Origin of the sequence: Streptosporangium sp. NPDC001559, from assembly GCF_042893955.1 — a bacterium.
Taxonomy (GTDB): domain Bacteria; phylum Actinomycetota; class Actinomycetes; order Streptosporangiales; family Streptosporangiaceae; genus Streptosporangium.
The window spans coordinates 437,634-460,334 of sequence record NZ_JBIAVG010000003.1 but is presented as its reverse complement, the minus strand read 5'-3'; the positions used below and the strand labels follow the sequence as shown (position 1 = coordinate 460,334).

The following is a 22,701-nucleotide window of genomic DNA, read 5'->3' as shown; positions in this document are numbered from 1 at the left end:
CCCATGCCCCGACTCGCGATCTCCCCGGACTTCCCCGCCGAACTCGGCGCGCTGGCCCAGCCCGCGCGCCGGGACGCCGTCGTCGCGGTACGCCGCTTCATGCAGAACGTGGCGGGGGCTCCGCACCCGGAAAGGGTCAGGGGGGCCAGGGACCCCAGGGTCGTCACCCTCAGGCTGGCCGAAGGCCATCGCGGCGTCATGGTCAGGCACCGGGACGTCCACTGGCTGCTGACCGTTCTGCCGGAGACGGAGGCCTGGGCCTACGCGAGGCGCCATCGCTTCAGCGTCAACACCGCGCTCGGCGTGGTCGAGATGTGGGACGCCGAGGCGCTCGAACGGATCGAGCCCGCCGTGCTCAGGGCGGCCGGGGCGACCTCGGTCCGGCTGTTCGCCGACACCTGTGACACCGACATGGCCGAGCTCGGCGTCGAACGCGGGCTGCTCGGCCTCGTCAGGCAGATCACCGACGAGCTGACCCTGGAGGCGCTCGAACCCCTGCTGCCCGCCACGCAGTACGCCCCACTGGCCGCGCTGGCCAGGGGTGAGTCGATGGCCGGGGCCTGGCGGGAGCTTGAGACCTGCCGGGCGACCGCGCCCCCTTCCGGGCCGATCGACCCCGACGACCTGACCGCCGCGCTGCTGCGCAGCCCCGACCGTGCGATCTTCGTGGGCAGCCCGCGTGAGCTGAACCACGTCCTCGACGCACCCGCCTGGTGCGTGTTCCTCCAGCCGACGCTGCACCGCCTGGCCCGCTGGGAGACCCACGAGCAGCCGACCCTGGTCACCGGCGGGGCCGGGACGGGCAAGACCCTGCTGGCCCTGCACCGGTCGGCTTTCCTGGCCAGACGTGGCGCGGGCCAGATCCTGCTGGTCACCTTCTCCCAGCGGCTGAGCGCCGACCTCGCCTCCCGTCTCGACCTGCTGATCGAGGACGAGGTGACCCGTAAGCGGATCGAGGTCGGCAACGTGGACCGGCTGGCCCACCGCATCGTCGCCGAGGCGGAGGGACGGGCGCCCGCGCTGGCCGGGGCCGCCGAGGTGAACGCGCTCTGGCTGGAGACGGACACCGGTCACAGCCCGGCCTTCCTGCTGCGCGAGTGGGAACAGGTCGTGCTGGCGCAGAACCTCAGGACTCTGCAGGAGTATCTCGACGCCCCCAGGTCGGGCCGTGGCGTCCGGCTCTCCGCCGAGGAGCGGACCGAGGTGTGGGGGGCCGTCGAGCACGTCACCCTGCGGCTCAAGGAGCGCGGCAAGCGCACCCTGCTCCAGCTCGCGGGCGACGCCTGCCAGCTGCTCGGCCGTACGACCGGGGACCTGCTGGCCGACAGCGCGCCGCGGCGGGAGCCGTACCGGCACATCGTGGTCGACGAGGCGCAGGACCTGCATCCGGCGCAGTGGCGGCTGCTGCGGGCGGCGGTGCCGTACGGGCGGGACGACCTTTTCATCGTGGGCGATCCGCACCAACGGATCTTCGACACCCGGGTGACACTCGGTTCGGTGGGAATCGACGCGATCAGACGGCGTCTGCAGGTGTCGCACCGGCTTCCACAGGAGATCCTCTCCTGGGGCGTGCGGTTGCGCGGCGGCGGCCCCGCGGACGGCCTGGTCGACGGAGTGCAGGAGCTGTACGGCTTCCGCGCGACACGGAACGGGGCGCGTCCGGTGGTCCGTGCCTACGATTCACCGGAGGAAGAGCTGACCGGTCTGGCCACACAGGTGGGACAGTGGATCCAGGAGGGTGTGCCACCCCAGGAGATCGGGGTGGCCGCCAGGACGGCGGGCCTCGTGCGCGACGCCCGTGACGCCCTGCGCGAGCTGGGGGTGAGGGTGACGACGTTGCACGGCATGAAGGGCCTGGAGTTCCGCCGGGTCGCCGTGATCGGAGTCGCCGACGGTGTCGTGCCCGCTCCCGACTCCCTCACCCCGGCCGAGGAGGACCCGACCGCGCGGGCGCACGACCTCCAACGGGAGCGTGGCCTGCTCTATGTCGCGTGCACCCGGGCCAGGGAGCTTCTTTACGTGTCCCACTCCGGACGAGCAAGCCCCTTTCTCCCGACCTAACGACATACTCTGAACTGCGGATATATTCCCCTTTGCCGGTTGGACCTCAATGAACCTCAGCCTGAGCGACATCGCGCCCCCCCTGCGCTGGACCTCTCCCGGCCAGGTAGCGCCGATCGCAACCGACCCCCGTCTTCCCGAGGCGTGGTGGCAGGCGCTCCCGCTCGATCGGGCCTGCTCGACCATCGGGACGTCCGAGGTCGCCGGACGCCTGGCCGACCTCGCCCTGACGTGCTGGGGCCACCTGATGCTCGGCGACGTCCTGCCCCTGCTCAGGTTCTCCGACCCGGCTTCGAGCGTCAGCACGCCGGAGGGCCTGGGACGCGAGGTGGTGCACCGGATGTTCACCGGGGTCATCGAACGCCTCCTGGAGCCCGTCACCGAGGAGAGCGTCGGCCAGACGCGTCCCACCCGCCCGGACCGGCCGCTGCCCGAGCTGATCGACGAGGTCTTCGCGACCCTGGACGAGCGGCAGCGGGCCATCGCCAGGGACCGCCTCTACGCCTCGCAGCGGGCCACGCTGGACGACCTGGCCCAGCGTTTCTCCGTGACCAGGGAGCGCATCAGGCAGATCGAACGCGACCTGCGCGACCACGTCGAGGCCTGGCTGACGAGTGAGGACGCCGCCCCGCTGGTCGGGCACGTCTCCTGGCTGCGTGGCAGGCTCGGCTCCGCGGTGCCCGCCGACGACCTGGCTGCCGCCGTCCCGTGGCACCGCAGCGACCTGGCCACGCTGGGCATCCCGTCCTGGCGGTTCGTGCGGACCCTGCTCACCGGCTACGACCAGGTGGACGGCTGGCTCGTCGCGGGCGGCGCCGACGAGCTGCGGGAGAAGACCAGGCAGCTGTTCACCGACGGGCCGCGCCCCCTTGAGGAGGCCGTCTCGCTGGTCAGCCAGCTCGGCATCCGCGAGGACGTGGCCGAACGCTGGCTCATCGCCGTACCCCAGTTGCGGGTGCTCGAAGGGCATGTGGTGCCCTGGCCGCGCAGCGTCAACGACAAGGCCGAGGCGGTGCTCGCGGTCGCGGGCACCGCGCTGACGCCCGAGGAGATCCAGGAGCGCATCGGCGAGGACTACAGCCTGGTCGGCATCCGCAACCAGCTGACCGCCGACGACCGCTTCCTGCGCCTCGACCGCAACAAGTACGGCCTGGCCAGGTGGGGCGGCGAGGAGTATCTCGGCATCCGGGAGATGATCGCCAGGGAGATCGAGCGGGCCAACGGCGAGGCCTCGGTCAACACCATCGTGACGAACCTGACCTCGCGCTACGACGTGAGTGAGAGCTCGGTGCGCGCCTACGCGGGCGGCCCCGGGTTCGAACGCACCCAGCGCGGCTGGATCAGGGTCGCGGGCTCCGAGCAGTCGGACTACCAGCCCCGCAGGGACGTCTCCTCGACCAGGCGGTGCTTCCGCAGCCGTGACGGGCGCTGGTGGCACCGGGTCGACGTCAACGCCGAGCACCTGCGCGGTTCCGGCTCCCCGCTGCCCACCGGGTTCGCCGCCTACCTGGGCATGGCCCCCGGCGGCCAGCTGACCGCCTCGACCCCGTCCGGCGACGTGGTGGTCAGCTGGCACAACCAGCCGACCATGGGCTCCATCCGCCCCATCCTGGTGGCCGCGAACGCGGCGGAGGGCGACCACGTCTTCCTCACGGTCTCCGACGGGGGTGAGCTGCTGACCCGCTACCTGCCCTCGGCGGCGGCGACCCTGCCCCCGCTGAACCGGGCCCTGCACCTGATCGGCTACACCGCGCCCGTCGCCTCGGAGGCCGAGGGCATCCGCCTCATCGGCGCCCGCATCGGCCTGCCGGACGGCTCTCCGAAGGAGGATGTCGGCGCCCGGCTGCGTGACCGGGGTGATCGCGACATTCTCGTCCTTCTTGAGGGGGCCGTCTGAGGCGTCCCGTAGGCTCGAAGAATGCTACGGCTGTATGACACGCGGCACCGCCGCGTCGAACCGGTCCTCCCGCAGGGCGCCCGTTCGATGCGCGTCTACGGCTGTGGTCCGGCCGCCGGGCGTGTGACGCATCTGGGCGACCTGCGCGCCGGTCTGCTGGCCGACCTGGTCAGGCGGGTGGTGGAACGGCGGGGCGTCCGGGTCGTCCACTGCCTGGGCTTCACCGATCTGGGCCGCCTTCCCGCCGGCCACGGGGCCGAGGGGCGTGGCCGGCGCGACTCGTTCGAGGCCGAGGCGCTCGCGCTGAACGTCCATCCGCCCCAGCACTCCCCCGAGGTCTCCGAGACCGTCGGCCCGGTGATCGAGATGATCGCCGGGCTGATCGAGCGGGGGCACGCCTATCCGGCCTCCGACGGATCCGTCCTCTTCGACGTCACCTCCTTCCCCTCCTACGGCGAGCTGTCCGGCAACCGTCCCGAGCGGCTACGGCCCCGCGCCGGGGAGGCCGGCCCGCGCAAGCGGCACCCCGCCGACTGGGTGCTGTGGCGGCCCACCGAGGACGAACCCGCCTGGCTGGCACCGTGGGGGCGGGGGGTGCCGGGCCGCCACATCGGGTGCTCGGCCATGGCCCTGGGCTCCCTCGGCGAACGGATCGACCTGCACGTGGGCGGGATCGACCTGTGCTTCCCCCACCACGAGAACGAACGCGCCCAGTCGGACGCGGTCACCGGGCACGAGGTGGTCGCCCACTGGGCCCACTCCGGTCACCTGCTGTTCGACGGGCACGAACTGGACGGACGCGCGGGCGGAGCGTCGGCGCTCGGGGAGGTGGCCCAGGCCGGTCTCGACCCGCTGGCCGTACGGCTGGCGCTGCTCGAACACCGTCACCGCGGGCGGCTGGACCTCACCTGGGAGGCCCTGCGCGTCGCCGACGCCACGCTGCGGCGCTGGCGTTCGCGGGTGGCCGGGTGGGCGGAGTCGCCGAGCCGCCCGATGCCCTCGGGGCCGGTCTCCGCGATCGAGGACGCCTTCGACGACGACCTCGACACACCGCTGGCGCTGCGCCTGCTGCGCGCGCTCGAACGCGACGAGGCGGTCGCGCCCGGCGCCAGGCTTGAGGCGTTCCTGCATCTGGACCGTGTCCTGGGCCTCGACCTGTCCTGTGGGATCGGCCGCTCCGAGAGCCTGCCGCCGGGCGCGGCAGAGCTGCTCCAGCGGCGCCCGAGGGCGCGGGAGGCCGGAGACTGGGCCGCCGCCGACCGTCTCCGCGCGGAACTGGCCGGTCTCGGGGTGCTCGTCCGTGACACACCCGAGGGACAGGACTGGTCGGTGCGGCCCGCCTGAAGCCGTTTGTCGGTGGCGACCGGTAGCGTCCCGATCATGAGTGACAATGGCGTTGTCGTACGGTCGGCCACGGCCGCCGACCTCGACGGGGTCGTGGCGTGCAGCGCGGCCCTCTTCGCCGAGGACGCCGGCAGGCGTGACCCCTCTCTCGACGTGAACTGGCCGAAGGAGCACGGCCCGGTCCACTTCGCCGCCGCGCTGGGCGACCCGGCACGCCTGGTGATGGTCGCCGACGACGGGGGCAGGGTCGTGGGCCACATGACCGGCTCGCTGTCGGGGCCGACCCCGATGCGGCCGGTCGCGGTCGCGACGCTGGGCAGCATCTACGTGCAGCCCGCCTACCGGGGGCAGAAGATCGGCAGCAGGCTGGTCGCCGAGTTCAGGACGTGGGCCGGGGGCAACGGCGCGCAGTACGCCGGGGTGACGGCCTACGCGGGCAACGAGGGGGCGATCCGCTTCTACCAGCGCAACGGCTTCGCCGCGCGCTCCGTCGTCCTGGAGACACCGCTCTGACCCACCGTTGTCGCCGATGACCGACCGTCACCGTCCTCCTTGAGCCGTTCCACCGTCTTTTTCCCACCTCGCCACGGGTTTTCCCCCGTTGCGCCCGGAGCCGTCACGCGGTTCCCCGGGGGTCGCGGAGGTGGAAGCGGCGTTCTGACGTGCGAAGAGCTGCCAAACTTGTTCGAGCACGCCGCCTAGGAGGTGTTTGTGAAGTTCCGGCCATATGCCCGGATGCCCCGACCGCTCATGTGGCTCGCGCGGGTGGTGACCACCCTCGTGGTGCTCTGCCTGGCTCTGGCCGGAGCGGGGGTGCTGGCCGTACGAGCGTCGTTCCCGCAGGTGTCGGGCGACCTCAAGGTGAAGGGCCTGACCGGAAAAGTCACCGTATATCGCGATAAAACAGGGGTGCCGCACCTCTATGCGGACTCCTCGGAGGACCTGTTCCTCGCCCAGGGCTACGTGCACGCCCAGGACCGGTTCTTCGAGATGGACTTCCGCAGGCACGTGACGGCCGGACGCCTGTCCGAGATGTTCGGCCCCTCGACGCTCCCCCAGGACAAGGCCATCAGGACCATGGGCTGGCGGCGGATCGCCGAACGGGAGCTGCCGATGCTCTCCGAGCAGACCCGCCGCTACCTCGACGCCTACGCCAAGGGCGTCAACTCCTGGATGGAGCAGCACGAGGGCGCCCTCGGCAAGAGCCTGGAGTACGGCCTGCTCAAGCTCACCAACTCCGGCTACCAGCCGGAGCCGTGGACCCCCGTCGACTCCGTCGCCTGGCTCAAGGCCATGGCCTGGGACCTGCGCTCCAACCTCTCCGACGAGATCGGCAGAGCGGTGGCGGCGAGCGAACTGCCCCGTGAACGGGTCGAGCAGCTCTGGCCCGGCTACCCCTTCGGCGCGCATCGGCCGATCGTCACCAAGGGCTCGGTCACCGACCACGGCTTCGACCAGGCCCAGGAGCCGCGTGGCGCCTCACCCCACCCCGAGGAGGGTGCCGACCCCACGGCGCTGACCGGGGCCGCCGCGACCGTCGCCGCGGTACCGAGCCTGATGGGCGACCCCAAGGGGGGCAACGGCATCGGTTCGAACTCCTGGGTCGTCGGCGGCGCGCACACCGCCTCGGGCAAGCCGCTGCTGGCCAACGACCCGCACCTGGCGCCGGGGATGCCCTCGATCTGGTACCAGACCGGGTTGCACTGCCGTACCAAGAGTGAGCGGTGTTCCTTCGACGTCACCGGGTTCACCTTCTCCGGGCTGCCCGGCGTGATCATCGGGCACAACGACCGGGTCGCCTGGGGGTTCACCAACCTCGGCCCCGACGTCGCCGACCTGTATCTCGAACGGGTGAAGGACGACTACTACCTGTTCATGGGCGAGTGGCGGCCGCTCACCACGAGGACCGAGAAGATCGAGGTCGCGGGGGGCGATCCGGTCACGCTCACGGTGCGCGAGACCCTGCACGGGCCGATCATCTCCGACGTCATGGGCGACGCGAAGGCCGCCCTGCCCGGCGCGGCCACGGTCTTCAGGGAACAGGCGGACGCGGTCGCCCTCAAGTGGACCGCACTGGAACCCGGCAGGACCGCGGACGCGATCTTCGACCTCAACACGGCACGTGACTGGCCGAGTTTCAGGGCGGCGGCGAGCAAGTTCGAGGTTCCCTCGCAGAACATGGTCTACGCCGACGTGGACGGCAACATCGGCTACCAGGCGCCCGGCCGCATCCCGGTCAGGACCAGGGGCGACGGCACCTGGCCCGTCCCCGGCTGGACCGGCGAGTACTCCTGGCAGTCGACCATCCCCTTCCAGGACCTGCCCAGCGCCTACAACCCGCCGGAGGGCTACGTCGTGACCGCGAACAACGCGGTCGTCGATCCCGGGCGCTACCCGCACATGCTGACCAAGGACTGGGCGTACGGCTACCGCTCCCAGCGCATCCTCGACCGCCTTGAGGCCGAGATCGCCAAGGGCAAGGTGGGCGTCGAGACCATGGGCGCGATCCAGCAGGACACCGGCAACGGCCTCGCGCCCTTCCTGGTGCCCCGGCTGACGGCCCTGAAGGTGGCCGGAGACCCGGCACGCGCCCTCGACCTGCTGCGTTCCTGGGACGGCTCGCAGGGCGTCGACTCGGCCCCCGCGGCGTACTTCAACGCCGTCTGGCGGCACCTGCTCATCGAGACCTTCAACGACGACCTGCCGGAGGTGGCCTGGCCGACCGGTGGCGACCGGTGGTTCGAGGTGGTCCGCGTCATGCTCGACCGGCCGGAGGACCCGTTCTGGGACGACACGCGGACACCGCAGCGGGAGACCCGCGACGACATGCTGCGCCGGGCCATGGCGCTCGGCTACGACGAGCTGCGGCAGCGCCTGGGCGAGGACGTCAAGGCGTGGCGCTGGGGTGAGGTGCACACGCTCACCCTGACCAACCAGACCTTTGGCTCCTCGGGGATCTCCCTGGTCGAACGGCTGTTCAACCGCGGCCCGTTCCCGGTGCCGGGCAACGACGACGCGGTCGACGCCGCGGGCTGGGACGTCCAGGAGGGGTACGAGGTCAGCTGGCTGCCGTCGATGCGGATGGTCGTCGACCTCGCCGACCTGGACAGGTCACGATGGATCAACCTGACGGGCGCCTCGGGACACGCCTTCCACGACAACTACTGGGACCAGGCGCCCCTGTGGGCCGACGGCGGGACGACGCCGATGCTCTCCCGCGAGGAGTCCGTAAGAAAGGCCGCCGTCGACACCCTGACCCTCCTGCCGTGACCCGGTTCACGGCAGGACCCGGGACTCGCCGACGGCCAGGTCCCACAGGTCGGCGCGGTCCCTGCCCGCCGCGGTCCATGCCGCGCGGGCCTGTTCGACCGGGGCCAGCAGCGGCTCGCCGGACAGCAGGAAGGTGCCCCAGTGCATGGTCGCCATCCGCCGCGCCCCGACGTCCGCGCACGCCTGTACGGCCTGCGCCGGATCGACATGCGAGTTCTTCATGAACCAGCGGGGTTCGAACGCGCCGACCGGCATCAGGGCCAGGTCGATGCCCGTCGGATAGCGCTCCCCGATCTGGGTGAAGCGCTCGCCGTACCCGCTGTCCCCGGCGAAGTAGACCGTTTGGTCCACGGTCCTGACGACCCAGCCGCCCCACAGCGTCCTGCAGGTGTCGCTGATCGACCTGCGGCTCCAGTGGTGGGCGGGGACGAAGTCGAAGAAGACCTCGCCGATCTTGGTGCTCTCCCACCAGTCGAGTTCGACGACGTCGGTGAAGCCCCGCCGGGTGAACCAGGGCCTCAGTCTGGCCGGGACGAGGACGGGGGTGTCCCGGGGCAGGCGCCGTACGGTCGGGGCGTCCAGATGGTCGTAGTGGTTGTGGCTGATCACCACGGCGTCGATCCTGGGCAGGTCCGTCCAGGCGACGCCGGGCGGGGTGAGCCTGGGCCTGCCCCCGGGGATGCGCCTGGCCCAGACGGGGTCGGTGAGGATCGTCAGGCCGCCCATCTGCAGGACGTAGGTCGCGTGCCCGACCCAGGTGACCACGGTCTCGGTCGCCGTCGGCCTGGGCAGCCCGTTCCTGGTCACCGGGATCAGGTCGGCGTCCCCGGTCTCCGGCCGGAACCCGCCGTGCCACATGGCGGCGAGCAGTTCCTGGAAGGCGGGCAACGGAGAGGTCAGCCGGTCTCTGAAGCTACGTGGCCACGCCCGTTCCGGCGCGCGCGGCGAGATCTCAGGCTGGATCGTCTGAGACATGGGTGACCCCCTTGGCAACCACCGGTCCGGGCGATGATCCCTATATGAGGTGATTTATTCCCATTAAGGTGACTTAAGCCGAAACCGCCAGGGCGATTTACGGGTCCAGTTCCCGTCTTCCAGGTTCGCGAGGCACTCGGACGCGCGCGGGTCCCAGCCGCAGGCCGGCGCCCCGGCCTGGGCGGTGCTGCCGCCGGCGGCCGTGGTGGTGGCGGTGGTGCCGGTGCCGGCGGACGCGGGCGCGGTGGACAGCGCCAGGGCCGCGAGCGTTCCACCGATCGCCGTGAGGATTCTCGTACGCACACCTTCGTATGCCGGCTGGAATTTCGTCGAAACCGTCCACCGGACGAAATCCGGATCCACCGTGATCCCTGCCAGACGACAAAGATTCACCGCCGATCTCTTCCGCTTTCGCGGAAACCTAAAATCGCTTCCTGAACCACCACGGCGATTTACGGATGTAGTTGCCGTCCTCCAGGTTCGCGAGGCGTTCGAAGACGTTCCATGAGGAGGGGTCGCCGCAGACGAGCACCGAGACGGCCACCGCCACGACGTACAGCGGAAGCATCGGCAGGCCGGCGCAGAACATGTACTGCGAGGCGTGCCTGCCCTCGTGCCTGACCAGGGGCTCGGTCAGGCTCCCCTCCGGCGACCTGGTCAGCACCACGTTGCCGACGGTGAACGCCCCGGCGACGGGGAACGGGATGCGGTAGCCGTAGGCGAGGATCAGCCCGTCCGGCCCCGCCCTCCTCCTGGCACCGCCCAGCCGTACCAGCAACAGTCCGAGCGGAGTGGACAGGTTGAGGTAGTTGAGCGTGCGCCGTACGCGATGCAACCGCCGCATACCAGGATTGTGCGCCGCCGTGCCGCGGGGAGCCAACGGCTTTCCGGTACGGGAGATGACCAGATGGTCTACCTCGTGACCGTTGGCGAGTCCGAGGTTACGATTTTGCCAAACCCGACTTGTACGGCCGTTTGTGTCTGGTGGTGGACATATGACGACCTGCCCCTCAGGATGCTTACCCATCCCGGTGGACGCGCCGCGTTTCCCCGGGAGCCCCCTCGCACGACATGAAGATCCGACGCCGTCACACGCCCGCCCGCGCCGGGCGCGTGACCGGTGATCCCCCTCCCGTTCTGGGACGAGCGGGGAAGGCGTCCCCTGCGCGTACGGCTCGGCGCCGTCGAGGTCATGGCGATCAGCGAGGCCGACGTGCTCGACCTCGTCTCACACGCCTGGCGGCTGCGACGCGGTGGCGCGATCGTCACCGCCAACGTGGACATCCTCCGCGCCGCCGCCCGTGACCCCGCCCTGGCGGACCTGATCACCTGTTCCGAACTGGTCGTCGCCGACGGCATGCCGGTGGTGTGGGCGGGAAGACTGGCGGGGCTGCGCTTCCCCGGCCGGGTCACCGGCTCCTCGCTCATCCACACCCTCACCGAACGCGCCGCCCGCGAGCGGCGCTCGGTCTACCTGCTCGGCGGGGAACCGGGCGTTCCCGAGCGTGCCGCGCTGGCGCTCACCACCCGCTACCCCGGGTTGCGCGTCGCCGGAGCCCACTCGCCTCCCTTCGGGTTCGACGCCACCGCGGAGGGCGTGCGCGGGATCGTCCGCCGGGTGATCCCGGCCGCTCCCGACCTCGTCCTCGTCGGGCTGGGCTTCCCCAAGCAGGAACGCCTCATCCACGCGCTGCGCGCCGAGCTGCCCGACGCCTGGTACGTCGGCTGCGGAGCCGCGATCCCGATGGCCGCGGGACAGTTCCGGCGGGCGCCGCGGACGATGCAGCGGGCCGGCGCCGAGTGGCTCTACCGGCTGGCCCAGGAGCCGCGCCGCCTGGCCGGGCGCTACCTGCGCGACGACCTCCCGTTCGCCCTCGCCATGCTCGCCGGTGTGGCGTTCCGGCGGGTGACGGCCGGGCGGTCCCGTTGAACCGTCCCTTCGGAAACCGAGCAGAAACGGCCCCCGCATGAGAGCCCCCGACTACATCTGCTTCGCCGCCCAAGACTGGTGGTACCACAACCAGGCGCACTCGGACTTCCAGCTCATGCGCTCGATCGCCGCCGACCGCAGGGTCCTGGTGGTCAACAGCATCGGGCTGCGCATGCCGACGCCCGGCAGGTCGACCCAGGTCGTCCGGCGCGTCCTGCGCAAGCTGCGCAGCGTCGCGATGCTGGTCAGGCGCCCGCTGCGCGACCTGCCGAACTTCTTCGTGATGTCCCCGCTCCCCCTGCCCCTGTACGGCTCGGCCACGACGCGGCGGCTGAACGCGTGGCTGGTCAGGACGCAGGTGCGCGCCGTGTCCTGGATGCTCGGGCTGCGCACCCCCGTGATCATGGTGACCCTGCCGACGGCCTGGGACGCGGTCAGGCCGATGCCCAGGCGGTCGCTGGTCTTCAACCGCTCGGACCAGCACTCGGCCTTCCCCGAGTCCGACCGCCGGGTCATCGAGGTGATGGAACGCGACCTGCTCAGGAGCTCCGACCACGTGGTCTACGTCAGCGACGTGCTGATGGAGGGTGAACGCGAGCTCACCGGGTCACGGGCTCACTTCCTCGACCACGGGGTGGACACCGAGCACTTCCGGCGCAGGCCGGTGAACCGGCAACCACCCGACCTGCGTCGCGTCCCCGGTCCCCGGGTCGGCTTCTTCGGTTCGCTCGACGACTATCTGGTGGACTTCGACCTGCTGGAACGGGTGGCCACCGACCTGCCTGACGTCTCGCTCGTGCTGGTCGGCGACGCCAACGTCCCCATGGGGCGCCTGACCCGCCATCCCAACGTCCACTGGTTCGGCAGGCGGCCGTACGAGGAGGTCCCCGCGTACGGGTCCGGGTTCGACGTGGCGCTCATGCCGTGGCTGGACAACTCCTTCGTCAGGCACTCCAACCCGATCAAGCTCAAGGAGTATCTCTCGCTCGGCCTGCCGGTGGTCAGCACCGACTTCCACCAGATCAGGCACTACGCCGACCGGGTACGGATCGCCGCGGACCCCGCCGGATTCGTCGAGGCCGTCCGTACGACCCTGCGCGAGGGCGGCCTGCGGTCCGCCGAGGAGTTGCGCGCCTCGGTGCTCGACGCCTCGTGGTCCGCCCGCGCCGCCCAGCTCAAGGCCCTGGCCGAGACGCCGGGGACGCCCTAGTGACGGGTCAGGAGCCAGGAGCCGCCGTGTGAGGTCGGGGAGGCCAGGACGGCCACCAGGGCGGCGATCATGCCTCCGTAGAGGTAGACGTAGCCCGACAGGTCGGCGGCGATGATCACGTCGCCCTCCTGCCTGCCGGAGAGCCACGTCATCGTCATCACCAGCCAGCCGCTCGCGGCGGCCAGCGCCGCCAGCTTGCCGCGCATCATCCGCCCCGCCCCGTAGCAGACGGCGAACAGCGCCAGGACGCAGCCGAAGGAGGAGACCGGGACCGTGGTCGGCCTGAGGTACCACGAATGCTGGAAGGCTCCCAGAAGGCCCATGAGAAGGCCGAGAACGAAGAGGACGACGTACGCCGCCACGGCGACCGCCCTGCCCGAGGACCGCTCGGCCGTGGGGACCTGCTCCATCACAACCATGGAGGCTAGTCGATCCCGGCGAAGAGATCGTCCTCCGGCTTGTACGGCTCGCCGAGGCCGCCGACTTCGACCGGTGCCGCCGGAGCGCCGGAGCCGGGGAGACCGGAGCGCAGGATGTAGTGCTCGACCGCCAGCACCTCCTGGCCGACGTCGTTCGACAGGGCGTACCACGGGGCCTCGACGCTGATCTGGGTGGCGTGCGCCCGCATCGCCGCGAACTTGGCGTCGATGTGCGCGCGGGCGTCGATCTCGGTGGTGACGTCCTCGTCGGCGCAGCCGTACGGCAGGTCCTCGACCTGCTCGGGAAGGAAGCGCGTCCCGGCCTCGACCAGCGCCTGGGCGGTCCTGCGCATCGTGGACCTGGCCACCGCGGTGACGTAGAACTTGGCGATCCGCCACGGCTCGCCCTCGCCGAAGGCCGGGTCCGCGGCCAGTTCGAAGGCCCGTGCCGAGACGCGGTGCGCCTGGATGTGGTCGGGGTGGCCGTAGAAGCCGTTCTCGTCGTAGGTGACGAGGACCTGGGGACGCGTCTCGCGGATGACCCTGACCAGTTCTCCTGCCGCCTCGTCCAGGTCGGCCCGCCAGAAGGCGGCGGGGTGGTCGTTTGAGGCCACGCCCATCATGCCGGAGTCGCGCCAGCGCCCCGGGCCGCCGAGGAAGCGGTGGTCGGTGACGCCGAGGGCCGCGCAGGCGGCGGCCAGCTCGCCGATCCGGTGCCCGCCGAGGGTGTCGTCGCGGTCGGACGTCAGGTGGGCCAGGCCGGGCGGGATGACCTCGCCCTCGTCGCCCAGGGTGCAGGTCACCAGGGTCACCCCGGCCCCCTCGGCGGCGTACTTCGCCATGGTGGCGCCGGTGCCGATCGTCTCGTCATCGGGATGGGCGTGCACGAGCAGCAGACGGCGGTCGTTCATGCTTCGAGGGTAGCCGCCGGGTGTAGAGCGTGACGCGGACCGCACCGGATGTCCGGGTGGGCCCGGCCTTGGTGAAGCCCCGCTTCAGGGCGGCCAGCCGGGGGTCGCTCCGCCACTCGGCCCCCAGGATCCGCCGGGAGACCAGCCACACCCGCTCCGCTCCGGGGTCGAAGGGCACCAGCTTCCCGTACGGCCCACCGTACACGGAGACGAACAGCCAGAAGCGCTCGGGCATGTAGAGCACGGCGTCGCCTGGACGTTCCGCGGCGCCGAGTTCGGCCGCCAGGGCGCGCAGGTCGTCGGGGCGGTTGGCGGGGCCCCTGACGGTCAGCTGGGCGCTCATGGACAGCGCCGCGAGGGCGGCCAGGGCCGCCAGGCCGATCGGTGCCCGCCCGGAGAACGGCCGGGGCAGCCCCGCCAGACCGGCGCCGGCCAGCAGCGCCAGGGCGGGCAGGACGAACATGACGTAGCGCGGGTTGTAGACCGGGTACACCTGGGAGATCGCGTAGGACAGCGCGACCGGGACGAGGGCCCACGGCAGGGCGACCTCCGTGAGCGACGCCCTGCCGTACCAGACGCCGAGCAGGGCGAGCAGACCCAGGAGGGCGAGGAACAGCGGCGGGGTGGCCGAGTCCTGCCAGGAGACGGGGCCTCCGGAGATCTCCACGCCGAGCTGCGCCAGGGCCGCCAGGTCCGGGGTCTTCAGCCAGAAGAGCTGTTCGTCCCGCTGCCCGGAGGCGATGAGGACCAGGGGAACCAGCAGCGCCACCGCCCCGGCGAGCGCCGCGAGCCAGGGCAGGATCTCCCCGCGCCCGCGGCGGAGCACGACGAGGGCGTGCGCGGGCAGCAGGAGCAGCGCGTAGAGGTGGAACCAGCCGAGCAGGGCGACCAGCAGGCCGTAACCGGCGTGGCGGGAGCGCCGTTCGCCGAGCAGGACCAGGGTCGAGGCCACCGCGACCGCGCTGACCAGGGCGTAGCTGCGTGCCTCCTGACCGTAGCGGCTGACCATGGGGATGAGCGCGTAGGCCAGACCCGCGTAGGTCCCGGTCCAGGAGCCGGGGGCGGAGAGCCTGCGGCCCAGGGCCGTGATCCCGGCCGTCGCCCCGGCGACCGCGAGCGCGGAGGGCAGCCTGACCGCGACCTCCCCGCCGAGGGCGGCGAAGGGACGTAGCAGCAGGTAGTACAGCGCGTGGACGGTGTCGATGTGGGAGAGCAGCTCGCGCAGCTCGTCGAAGGACATCCTGGCCGCCAGGACGCTGACCGACTCGTCACGCCAGAACGAGGGGACGCCGATCCCCCACATCACGAACGCGAAGGCCAGAACGGCGGGCGCCCCGGGGGAGCGAGCGATTCGCGCGGTAAGCGTCACTCACCCAAGTTTCTCCCATGATCACGTTCATTTGGACCATCCTGGGAGATCCCTTCGCGGGGCCGTACTGGCAAGATGACTGGTATGAGTGAGAGTTTTCCTCGGCTGCACGCAAGGACCCGCCGCTTCACCCTCGGCGTTCCCCGTGCGTTCACGGTCGCGCCCGACGGTGCGCGGATTGTCTTCCTGCGGACCAAGGGCGGCTGTGACCCGGTCACCTGTCTGTGGGAGTTCGACGTGGCCAGCGGCACGGAACGGTTGATCGCCGATCCCCGGGTCATCGCCGCCGACGAGGAGAACCTCCCGCCGGAGGAACGGGCACGCCGCGAACGCGCCAGGGAGTCGGCGGGCGGCATCGTCGCCTACAGCACCGACGCCGCGGTGACCACGGTCGCCTTCGCGCTCTCCGGCGGGCTGTACGTCGTGGACCTGCGGACCAGGAGCGTGCGCCACCTGCGCACCCCGGGCCCGGTCATCGACCCCCGGCTCTCCCCGACCGGTGTGCACGTCGGATACGTGACCGGTGGCGCCTTCCACGTCCAGGACCTTGAGGACGAGGTCGACCACGCGCTCGCCCGCCCCGAGGCGCCCGAGGTGACCTACGGCCTGGCCGAGTTCATCGCCGCCGAGGAGATGGACCGGATGCGCGGCTACTGGTGGTCCCCGTCCGGCGAGGCCGTACTGGTCGAGCGGGCCGACGACTCACCGGTCGAGAAGTGGCACATCGCCGACCCGGCCAACCCCGCCAGGCCCGCGACCGAGCAGCGCTACCCCGCGGCGGGGTCCCCCAACGCCAAGGTCGAGCTGTTCGTGCTGTCCCTGGCCGGTGGCCGCGTCCCGGTGCCCTTCACCGACGAGTACCTCGTCAACGCCTCCTGGGACGACCACGGCCTGTCCATCGTCACCATGACGCGTGACCAGCGGACCATGCGCCTGTTCGACGTCGACCCCGAGACCGGGACCTCCTCCCTCGTCCGCGAGGACACCGACGCCGCCTGGGTCGACGTCGTCACCGGCGTCCCCGCCCACCTGTCGGACGGCTCCCTCGTCTGGGTGACGAACCTCGACGGGGGCCGCCGCCTGGTCGTCGGCGACCAGCCCGTCACCCCGGCCTCCCTCCAGGTCCGCGACGTCGCGGGCGTCAGCGGCGACACGGTGCTGTTCCGCGCCAGCGGCGAGCCGTCCGAGATCGCGCTGTGGGCCTACAAGGACGGGCGGATCACCCTGGTCAGCCCGCAGGACAGCGGCGTCTACAGCGGCCAGGCCGCGGGCGGGACCCTCGTGGTCACCGGCCAGACCCTCGACGGAGAGGGACCGGTCACCCGCGTCTCCCACCACGGCCGCCACGTCGGGCACATCACCTCCCACGCCGAACGCCACGGCCTCGACCTGCGGGTCTCCCTGATCCGCACGGGCGAGCGCGAACTGTCGACCGCCGTGGTCTTCCCGTCAGGGCACGTGCCCGGCTCGGCGAGGCTCCCGGTCCTCATGGACCCGTACGGCGGCCCGCACGCCCAGCGTGTCCTGTCCGCCTCGGGCGCCTACCTGACCAGCCAGTGGTTCGCCGACCAGGGCTTCGCGGTCGTGGTCGCCGACGGCCGGGGGACCCCGGGCCGTGGCCCCGAGTTCGAGCGGGAGATCCTGCACGACCTGGCGACCCCGGTCCTCGACGACCAGGTGGACGCCCTGCACGGCGCGGCGGAGCGCTTCCCCGACGACCTGGACCTGTCCAGGGTCGGCATCAGGGGCTGGTCGTTCGGCGGCTACCTCGCGGCGCTGGCCGTGCTGCGGCGGCCCGACGTCTTCCACGCCGCCGTCGCCGGGGCCCCGGTCACCGACTGGCGGCTCTACGACACCTGCTACACCGAGCGTTATCTCGGCCAGCCCGCCGAGGGGCACTACGACGCCTCGTCGCTGTTCGCGGACGCGGAGAAGCTCGAACGCCCCCTCCTGCTGATCCACGGCCTGGCCGACGACAACGTGGTGGCCGCGCACACACTGCGCCTGTCGTCCGCGCTGCTGGCCGCGGGGCGCCCGCACAACGTGCTGCCGCTGTCCGGCGTCACCCACATGACGCCGCAGGAGGTCGTGGCCGAGAACCTCCTGCTGCTCCAGGTGGACTTCCTCAACAAGGCCCTGTCCTGACGAGGAGCGGCCGCCGTACCCTCCCCGAGGTACGGCGGCCGCTCCCGTTCAGCCCTGGGGCGTCACGTGAAACGCCGTCATCCGAAGCGCCGTCACTTGAACCGCTGCCACTTGCCCGCCGACCGCTTGATGCCGTTGCGGCCGTGACCGGTGGCGGGGCCCGTGTTGGAGCCGGGGCCCGCACCCGCGCTGCGACCCCCGGGGGCGGCGTCGTCGGCTCCGGCCTCGGGGTCGTAGGTGTCCCCGCCCTGCGGGCCGGTGGCGCCGCCGTCCTTGCCGCCGCCCCTGCCGCCGACCTTGCCGCCGCTGTGGCCGCCGGTCGTCGCGCGGACGTCCTGGTCGGCGTCCTCGGCGGCCCTGTCCCGCTTGGCGGGCCGTCTGGTCTTCGTCGGGCCGGCCGAGGGGGCCGCCACGGGGGCCGGGTCCGCGGTGACGACGTGACCGGTGGCGGGCGCGGCGGCCTCGGCCGGTCCCCCACAGATCATGAAGGCGGGGACAAGAAGGGCGGCTCCCGCCAGGAACCTGCCCAGCGTCGAACTCGTGACGGATGCGATCGATTCAGGTGACACGGGGGCACCCCTTTCCTGCGACTGTTTGCACTCGACTGACCACTGTCAGTGACGATCACTGTAGTCGCGCGGAGCCGTTTCCCCCGGAAGGTGCACCCGGAGGTTCCCCTCCTTTCCCCACCGGACAGGACGGTTTTCCTTCACTCCGCCGTTGGCGTGCCAGCTGCTCCACAGGGCGGCGTAGGAGCCACCCGCCGCGACCAGCTCGTCGTGGGAGCCGAGTTCGCTGATCCGTCCGTCCTCGACCACCGCGACCCGGTCGGCGTCGTGCGCCGTGTAGAGGCGGTGGGCGATGGCGATCACCGTACGGCCGTCGAGCACGGCGGCCAGCGAACGCTCAAGGGAACGGGCCGCCCTGGGGTCGATCAGCGAGGTCGCCTCGTCCAGGACGAGGGTGTGCGGGTCGGCCAGAACCAGCCGGGCCAGGGCGAGCTGCTGGGCCTGGGCGGGCGGGACCGGCTCACCGCCGGAACCGACCATCGTGTCCAGCCCGTCGGGCAGGCCGGTGGCCCACTCCCAGGCGTCCACCGCCTCAAGCGCCGCCCTGACCTGGCCCTCGTCGGCGTCCGGACGGGCGATCAGCACGTTCTCCCGCAGCGTGCCCCGGAACACGTGGTGTTCCTGGGTCACCAGGGCGACGTGGCCGCGCAGGTCGTCGAGCGGGAGCTCGACCAGCGGGGCGCCGCCGACCGTGACCGAACCGGTACGCGGCCCGTGGACGCCCGCGAGCAGGCGCCCGAGCGTCGACTTGCCCGCCCCCGAGGGGCCGACCATGGCCAGCCGCTCCCCCGGCCTGACCACCAGGTCGACGCCGTGCAGCACGTCGTACCCCTCGCGGTAGGCGTAGCGGACGTCCTCGGCCCGCAACTCCTCCCCCTCGGGAGCCTCGGAACCGGCCTCCCGGTCGTCGGGAACCTCGGCGACGCCGAGCAGCCGGGCCATGGAGGCGCCGCCCACCTGGAGTTCGTCCACCCACGACATCAGCCGGTCGAGCGGGTCGGCCAGCTGCTGCACGTACAGCGTGGCCGTCGTCACCTGGGCGATCGTGACCCAGCCCTGGAGATAGAAGACTCCCCCGGCCAGCAGCGTCGTCACGATCGGGAGCACGTAACCGAACTCGACGGCCGGGAACCACACCATGCGCAGCCCGAGGGTGTAGCGCTCGGCCGCCCACGACCTGGCGATGTCGACGTCCGTACGGCGCCGCCTGCGCTCCTGGAGTCCCAGGGCCTCGACGGTGCGGGCGCCGCCGACCGTCTCGGCCAGCCCCTCGGTCATGTCCGCGTAGGCGGCGTTCTCCCGCAGGTAGCCGTCCCGCGCCCGCCTGAGGTACCACCGCGTCGAGATCCACAGCAGCGGTACGACCAGCAGCGCGGGCAGCACGAGCAACGGCCCGGTCAGCACCAGCGCCCCCGCGGTGATCACGAAGGCCACCAGGGCGATCACCGTCTCCGGTACGGCGTGCCGCACACTGCGGGAGAGGGTGTCCACGTCCCGCGAGGTGCGGGTGATCAGGTCGCCGGACCCCGCGCGCTCGACCGTGGACAGCGGCAGGGCGAGGACCCGGCCGACGAACTCCTCGCGCAGCTCGGCGAGGACCTTCTCCCCGAGCCGTGAGGAGACGTAGACCGCGAACCTGACGAGCACCCCCTGCGCGGCCAGGAAGCCCGCGATGGCCAGCGCGACCACGGTGATGTCGATCTCCGTGCCGTTCTTGATGCCGTAGACGAGGTCGCCGAGCATCCACGGCACGACCAGGCCCGCCGCCGCGGCCAGGCCGTGCAGGCCGAGGGCCGCCGACAGCGTGCCGGGATACTTCAGGGTGAGTCTGCGGGCGTACGCCCGTACCTGTGCCCGGTCGGCGACCGGGAGGATCTGCCCGCTCACGCGGCCTCCTTTCCTGGGTTCCCGCGTCCGGCGCCGGCGGGTTCCGGGGGCCGCGTGGACTCCTCCTCTCCCCTGGTGACCACGGCGCGGTAGTCCGCGCTGACGGCCAGCAGTTCCCTGTGGGTGCCCTGGGCCCGCGCGACGCCCTCCTCCACGTAGACCACGTGATCGGCGTGGTCGAGCACCAGCGGGCTCGTGGTGCAGACGAGGGTGGTTCTGCCCGCCCTGGCCTCCGCCAGCCGTACGGCGATGCGCGCCTCGCTGTGCGCGTCGACCGCGCTGGTCGGCTCGATGAGGATGAGCACCTCGGGGTCGGCGGCCAGCGCCCTGGCCAGCCGCAGCCGCTGCCGCTGGCCGCCGGAGAACTCCCGGCCCGCCTCGGCGACGGCCGCGTCGAGACCGCCGGGCAGCGCCTCGACGACGTCCTCGGCGCACGCGGCGCGCAGGGCGCGGTTGATCGCCTCCTCCGAGGCGGTCCCGGTCACGTCCAGCTCGTCCCTGAGCACCCCGGCGAACATGCCGGCCTCGTTGTCGGCGACCAGGATCCGGCGGCGGACCTCGGCGACCGGCAGGCTGTCCAGCGGTACGTCGCCGAAGTCCACGTCGCCGTCGGCGTACCGGCCGAGCCGGTCGGCGATCGTCGCGCTCTCCTCGGGGACGGCCGAGACGACGGCCGTGAGGGCGCCCGGCCGTACGGCGACGCCGGAGGCGACGTCACGCAGCAGGCCGCCCGGCGAGGACCCGGTGCCGCCGGTGATCTCGGGCCGCAGGTTGAGGATCCGCACCACCCTGCGGGCGGCCACGTGTCCCTTGGTCAGCTTGTCCGCGGCCTCGGTGAGCGTGCGCAGCGGGGAGATCAGGAAGGCGGCGTAGCCGTAGAAGGCCACGAGCTGGCCCACGGTGATCTCCCCGCTGAGTGCGAACCTGGCGCCGAGCCAGGTCACGCCCGCGATCAGCAGACCGGGCAGCAGGACCTGGGCGCCCTCGAGCGTCGCCTCGACCGCGGCGACCCGCACGCCGGCCCGCCGTACCTTCTGGGACTCCTCGGCGTAGCGCTCGGCGAAGATCTGCTCGCCGCCGACGCCGCGCAGCACGCGCAGGCCGGCGACGATGTCGGCGGCCCTGGTCGAGAGCTCTCCCTGGAGGTCGCGGTGGGCGTGCTGGCGCCGGTGCAGCGGCCTGAGCAGGGGGCCGACCGCGACGGCCATGATCGGAACGCCGACGAGCACGGTCAGTCCGAGCGCGGGCGAGGTGCCGATGAGGATGACGGTGACCGTGACGATGGCGACGACCGCCCCCGTGCCCCGCAGCAGGATGTCCATCGCGTTGCCGATGTGGGCGATGTCGGAGTTGCCGACGCTGACCACCTCGCCGGTCGACACCCGCCTGGGCAGGGTCGCCCCCAGCCTGGTGGCCTGCCTGACGGTGACCTGGACCGTGCGGTAGGCGGCGGACAGCCAGTTGAAGACGGCCATCCGGTGACGCAGGGTGCTCGTCACCGCCTGCGCCACTCCCAGGCCGAACACGACCGCCGTCCAGGTGAGCAGGCTCCGCATGTCCTGGTTCCAGATGGCGTCCACGCTGCGACCGATCGCGGCGGGGATCAGAGCCATCGAGGTCCACCACAGGATGGCGTAGCCGATGCCAATGAGCAGGGGACCGGCCTGTGAGCGGGCGGTCCAGAGGAGATATCGGAAGGGACTTCGGGAATCAGGATCGCCGGGATCAGCGGCAGGCAGGGAACGCATAGCCCTACCAGGCTGACAAACCCCACGATCACCCGGCAAACCGTTTTCTGACCGTGAGACGGCTCTCGTCAATCAAGGTTGACATCATCGATGGCGTCAACTTACATTGACATACATGAGCGACACGGCACAGCTGGCCTCGGACGCGGGCAGCCGCGACCCGGCCGTCGGCCTGCGGGCCGTACGGGCGTTGCGGATCCTCGTCGATCGGCTGGAGGCCCTCCAGGTCGAGAACGCCAGACAACAGGGCTGGTCCTGGCAGGAGATCGCCCACTGCCTTGAGGTGACGAGGCAGGCGGTCCACAAGAAGTACGCCGGCGGCCGCGGGCTGCTGAGACGGGAGAGGTAGCGATGTTCGAACGGTTCCACCAGGAGAGCCGCCAGGCGGTCACCCTCGCCCAGGAGAACGCCAGACGACTGCGCCACGACAGCTGCGGCACCGAGCACATCCTGCTCGGCCTGCTCGACCAGCGTTCCTGCATGGTCACCCGGGTGCTGACCGGACACGGCCTCGACTACGAACGCGCCTACCAGGCCGTCGTACGGCTCACCCCCGTCAAGCGCGCCACCGCCCTCGACGCCGAGGCCCTCGAAACGATCGGCATCGACCTGTCGGCCATCAGGGAGAGGGTCGAGGCCGCCTTCGGGCCCGGCTCCCTCGACCGCGACCCCGTCACGACCAGGAACGGGCTCCGCAGCGGACGGCACATCCCCTTCACCCCACAGGCCAAGAAGGCCCTGGAGCTGTCCCTGCGCGAGACGCTGGCACTCAAGCAGAAGGGCATCCGCGACGGCCACCTGCTGCTCGGCATCCTCCGTGAGGGGAGAGGGCTGGGCTCTCGCGTCATCACCGACGCGGGCATCGACACGGGGGCACTGCGCCGGGAGATCGTCGCAGAGCTCGGCCAGGATCAGAGCGGCGCCTCCCGGGCATAGGCCGGTACGGGGACCGGGCCCCTCTCCGGC

The 22,701-nt window shown here is 71.7% G+C and carries 19 protein-coding genes; 10 read left to right on the top strand and 9 right to left on the bottom strand.

All coding sequences use genetic code 11. The annotated features are described in order from the left end of the window. Window positions 1–3 precede the first annotated feature (3 nt). The 5 genes from ACFYY8_RS09195 (at window position 4) to ACFYY8_RS09175 (ending at window position 8,572) form a co-directional block, all read left to right on the top strand. The gene (locus ACFYY8_RS09195; protein WP_390038793.1) at window positions 4–2,061 is read left to right on the top strand and encodes a UvrD-helicase domain-containing protein; all 2,058 of its coding nucleotides are present in this window, start codon (window positions 4–6) and stop codon (window positions 2,059–2,061) included. 49 nt (window positions 2,062–2,110) lie between these two features. Next, window positions 2,111–3,958, top strand: a complete 1,848-nt coding sequence (locus tag ACFYY8_RS09190; protein ID WP_390038790.1) for a sigma factor-like helix-turn-helix DNA-binding protein — start codon at window positions 2,111–2,113, stop codon at window positions 3,956–3,958. Window positions 3,959–3,979: 21 nt separating this feature from the next. Then, complete coding sequence (locus ACFYY8_RS09185; protein ID WP_390038788.1) at window positions 3,980–5,302, top strand: cysteine--tRNA ligase; 1,323 nt, start codon at window positions 3,980–3,982, stop codon at window positions 5,300–5,302. A 36-nt stretch (window positions 5,303–5,338) separates the two neighbouring features. Next, a complete protein-coding gene (locus tag ACFYY8_RS09180) occupies window positions 5,339–5,815 on the top strand; it encodes a GNAT family N-acetyltransferase (protein WP_390038786.1) in 477 nt (158 codons plus the stop codon). A gap of 222 nt (window positions 5,816–6,037) precedes the next feature. Next, window positions 6,038–8,572 carry a penicillin acylase family protein gene (locus tag ACFYY8_RS09175; RefSeq protein ID WP_390038784.1) on the top strand — a complete coding sequence of 845 codons (2,535 nt, stop codon included), beginning with the start codon at window positions 6,038–6,040 and terminating at the stop codon, window positions 8,570–8,572. 6 nt (window positions 8,573–8,578) lie between these two features. Here ACFYY8_RS09175 and ACFYY8_RS09170 read toward each other — a convergent pair whose 3' ends face one another. From ACFYY8_RS09170 to ACFYY8_RS09160, 3 genes are all read right to left on the bottom strand, one after another. Continuing rightward, window positions 8,579–9,547: an MBL fold metallo-hydrolase gene (locus tag ACFYY8_RS09170; RefSeq protein ID WP_390038782.1), complete on the bottom strand. Its 969-nt coding sequence runs from the start codon at window positions 9,545–9,547 to the stop codon at window positions 8,579–8,581. A gap of 63 nt (window positions 9,548–9,610) precedes the next feature. After that, window positions 9,611–9,910, bottom strand: coding sequence for a hypothetical protein (locus tag ACFYY8_RS09165; protein WP_390038780.1), 300 nt, complete (start codon window positions 9,908–9,910; stop codon window positions 9,611–9,613). Window positions 9,911–9,968: 58 nt separating this feature from the next. Then, entirely contained in the window at window positions 9,969–10,391 is a 423-nt protein-coding gene (locus ACFYY8_RS09160; protein WP_390038778.1) for a hypothetical protein, read from the bottom strand. Window positions 10,392–10,667: 276 nt separating this feature from the next. On the opposite strand from ACFYY8_RS09160, the gene ACFYY8_RS09155 reads away from it, so the two are divergent. Together ACFYY8_RS09155 and ACFYY8_RS09150 are read left to right on the top strand one after the other, a co-directional pair. Beyond that, window positions 10,668–11,477 (top strand): WecB/TagA/CpsF family glycosyltransferase, encoded by an 810-nt coding sequence (locus ACFYY8_RS09155; RefSeq protein WP_390038776.1) that lies wholly within the window; start codon window positions 10,668–10,670, stop codon window positions 11,475–11,477. Window positions 11,478–11,514: 37 nt separating this feature from the next. Then, window positions 11,515–12,687 (top strand): glycosyltransferase, encoded by a 1,173-nt coding sequence (locus tag ACFYY8_RS09150; protein ID WP_390038774.1) that lies wholly within the window; start codon window positions 11,515–11,517, stop codon window positions 12,685–12,687. Here the strand turns inward: ACFYY8_RS09150 and ACFYY8_RS09145 are convergent. From ACFYY8_RS09145 to ACFYY8_RS09135, 3 genes are read right to left on the bottom strand one after another with little or no spacing between them, the layout of a single operon-like run. Further along, the gene (locus ACFYY8_RS09145) at window positions 12,684–13,106 is read right to left on the bottom strand and encodes a DUF6113 family protein (RefSeq protein WP_390038772.1); all 423 of its coding nucleotides are present in this window, start codon (window positions 13,104–13,106) and stop codon (window positions 12,684–12,686) included. The genes ACFYY8_RS09150 and ACFYY8_RS09145 overlap by 4 nt on opposite strands. A gap of 5 nt (window positions 13,107–13,111) precedes the next feature. Continuing rightward, entirely contained in the window at window positions 13,112–14,017 is a 906-nt protein-coding gene (gene mshB / locus ACFYY8_RS09140) for an N-acetyl-1-D-myo-inositol-2-amino-2-deoxy-alpha-D-glucopyranoside deacetylase (RefSeq protein ID WP_390038770.1), read from the bottom strand. Beyond that, on the bottom strand, window positions 13,974–15,386 hold the full coding sequence (locus ACFYY8_RS09135) for a hypothetical protein (protein ID WP_390038768.1): 1,413 nt from the start codon (window positions 15,384–15,386) through the stop codon (window positions 13,974–13,976). The genes mshB and ACFYY8_RS09135 overlap by 44 nt, the downstream gene beginning before the upstream one ends. An 84-nt stretch (window positions 15,387–15,470) precedes the next feature. Between ACFYY8_RS09135 and ACFYY8_RS09130 the strand changes: the two genes are divergently transcribed. Then, window positions 15,471–17,531 carry a prolyl oligopeptidase family serine peptidase gene (locus ACFYY8_RS09130; protein ID WP_390038766.1) on the top strand — a complete coding sequence of 687 codons (2,061 nt, stop codon included), beginning with the start codon at window positions 15,471–15,473 and terminating at the stop codon, window positions 17,529–17,531. Window positions 17,532–17,623: 92 nt separating this feature from the next. Here ACFYY8_RS09130 and ACFYY8_RS09125 read toward each other — a convergent pair whose 3' ends face one another. From ACFYY8_RS09125 to ACFYY8_RS09115, 3 genes are read right to left on the bottom strand one after another with little or no spacing between them, the layout of a single operon-like run. Continuing rightward, the gene (locus ACFYY8_RS09125) at window positions 17,624–18,100 is read right to left on the bottom strand and encodes a hypothetical protein (RefSeq protein ID WP_390038764.1); all 477 of its coding nucleotides are present in this window, start codon (window positions 18,098–18,100) and stop codon (window positions 17,624–17,626) included. A gap of 45 nt (window positions 18,101–18,145) precedes the next feature. Continuing rightward, window positions 18,146–19,987: an ABC transporter ATP-binding protein gene (locus tag ACFYY8_RS09120; protein ID WP_390038762.1), complete on the bottom strand. Its 1,842-nt coding sequence runs from the start codon at window positions 19,985–19,987 to the stop codon at window positions 18,146–18,148. Continuing rightward, entirely contained in the window at window positions 19,984–21,600 is a 1,617-nt protein-coding gene (locus tag ACFYY8_RS09115) for an ABC transporter transmembrane domain-containing protein (RefSeq protein ID WP_390038760.1), read from the bottom strand. The genes ACFYY8_RS09120 and ACFYY8_RS09115 overlap by 4 nt, the downstream gene beginning before the upstream one ends. Before the next feature lie 250 nt (window positions 21,601–21,850). On the opposite strand from ACFYY8_RS09115, the gene ACFYY8_RS09110 reads away from it, so the two are divergent. Together ACFYY8_RS09110 and ACFYY8_RS09105 are read left to right on the top strand one after the other, a co-directional pair. Continuing rightward, window positions 21,851–22,084, top strand: coding sequence for an RNA polymerase subunit sigma-70 (locus ACFYY8_RS09110; protein WP_352013739.1), 234 nt, complete (start codon window positions 21,851–21,853; stop codon window positions 22,082–22,084). Window positions 22,085–22,086: 2 nt separating this feature from the next. Continuing rightward, complete coding sequence (locus ACFYY8_RS09105; protein ID WP_390038757.1) at window positions 22,087–22,671, top strand: Clp protease N-terminal domain-containing protein; 585 nt, start codon at window positions 22,087–22,089, stop codon at window positions 22,669–22,671. Window positions 22,672–22,701: the final 30 nt, after the last annotated feature.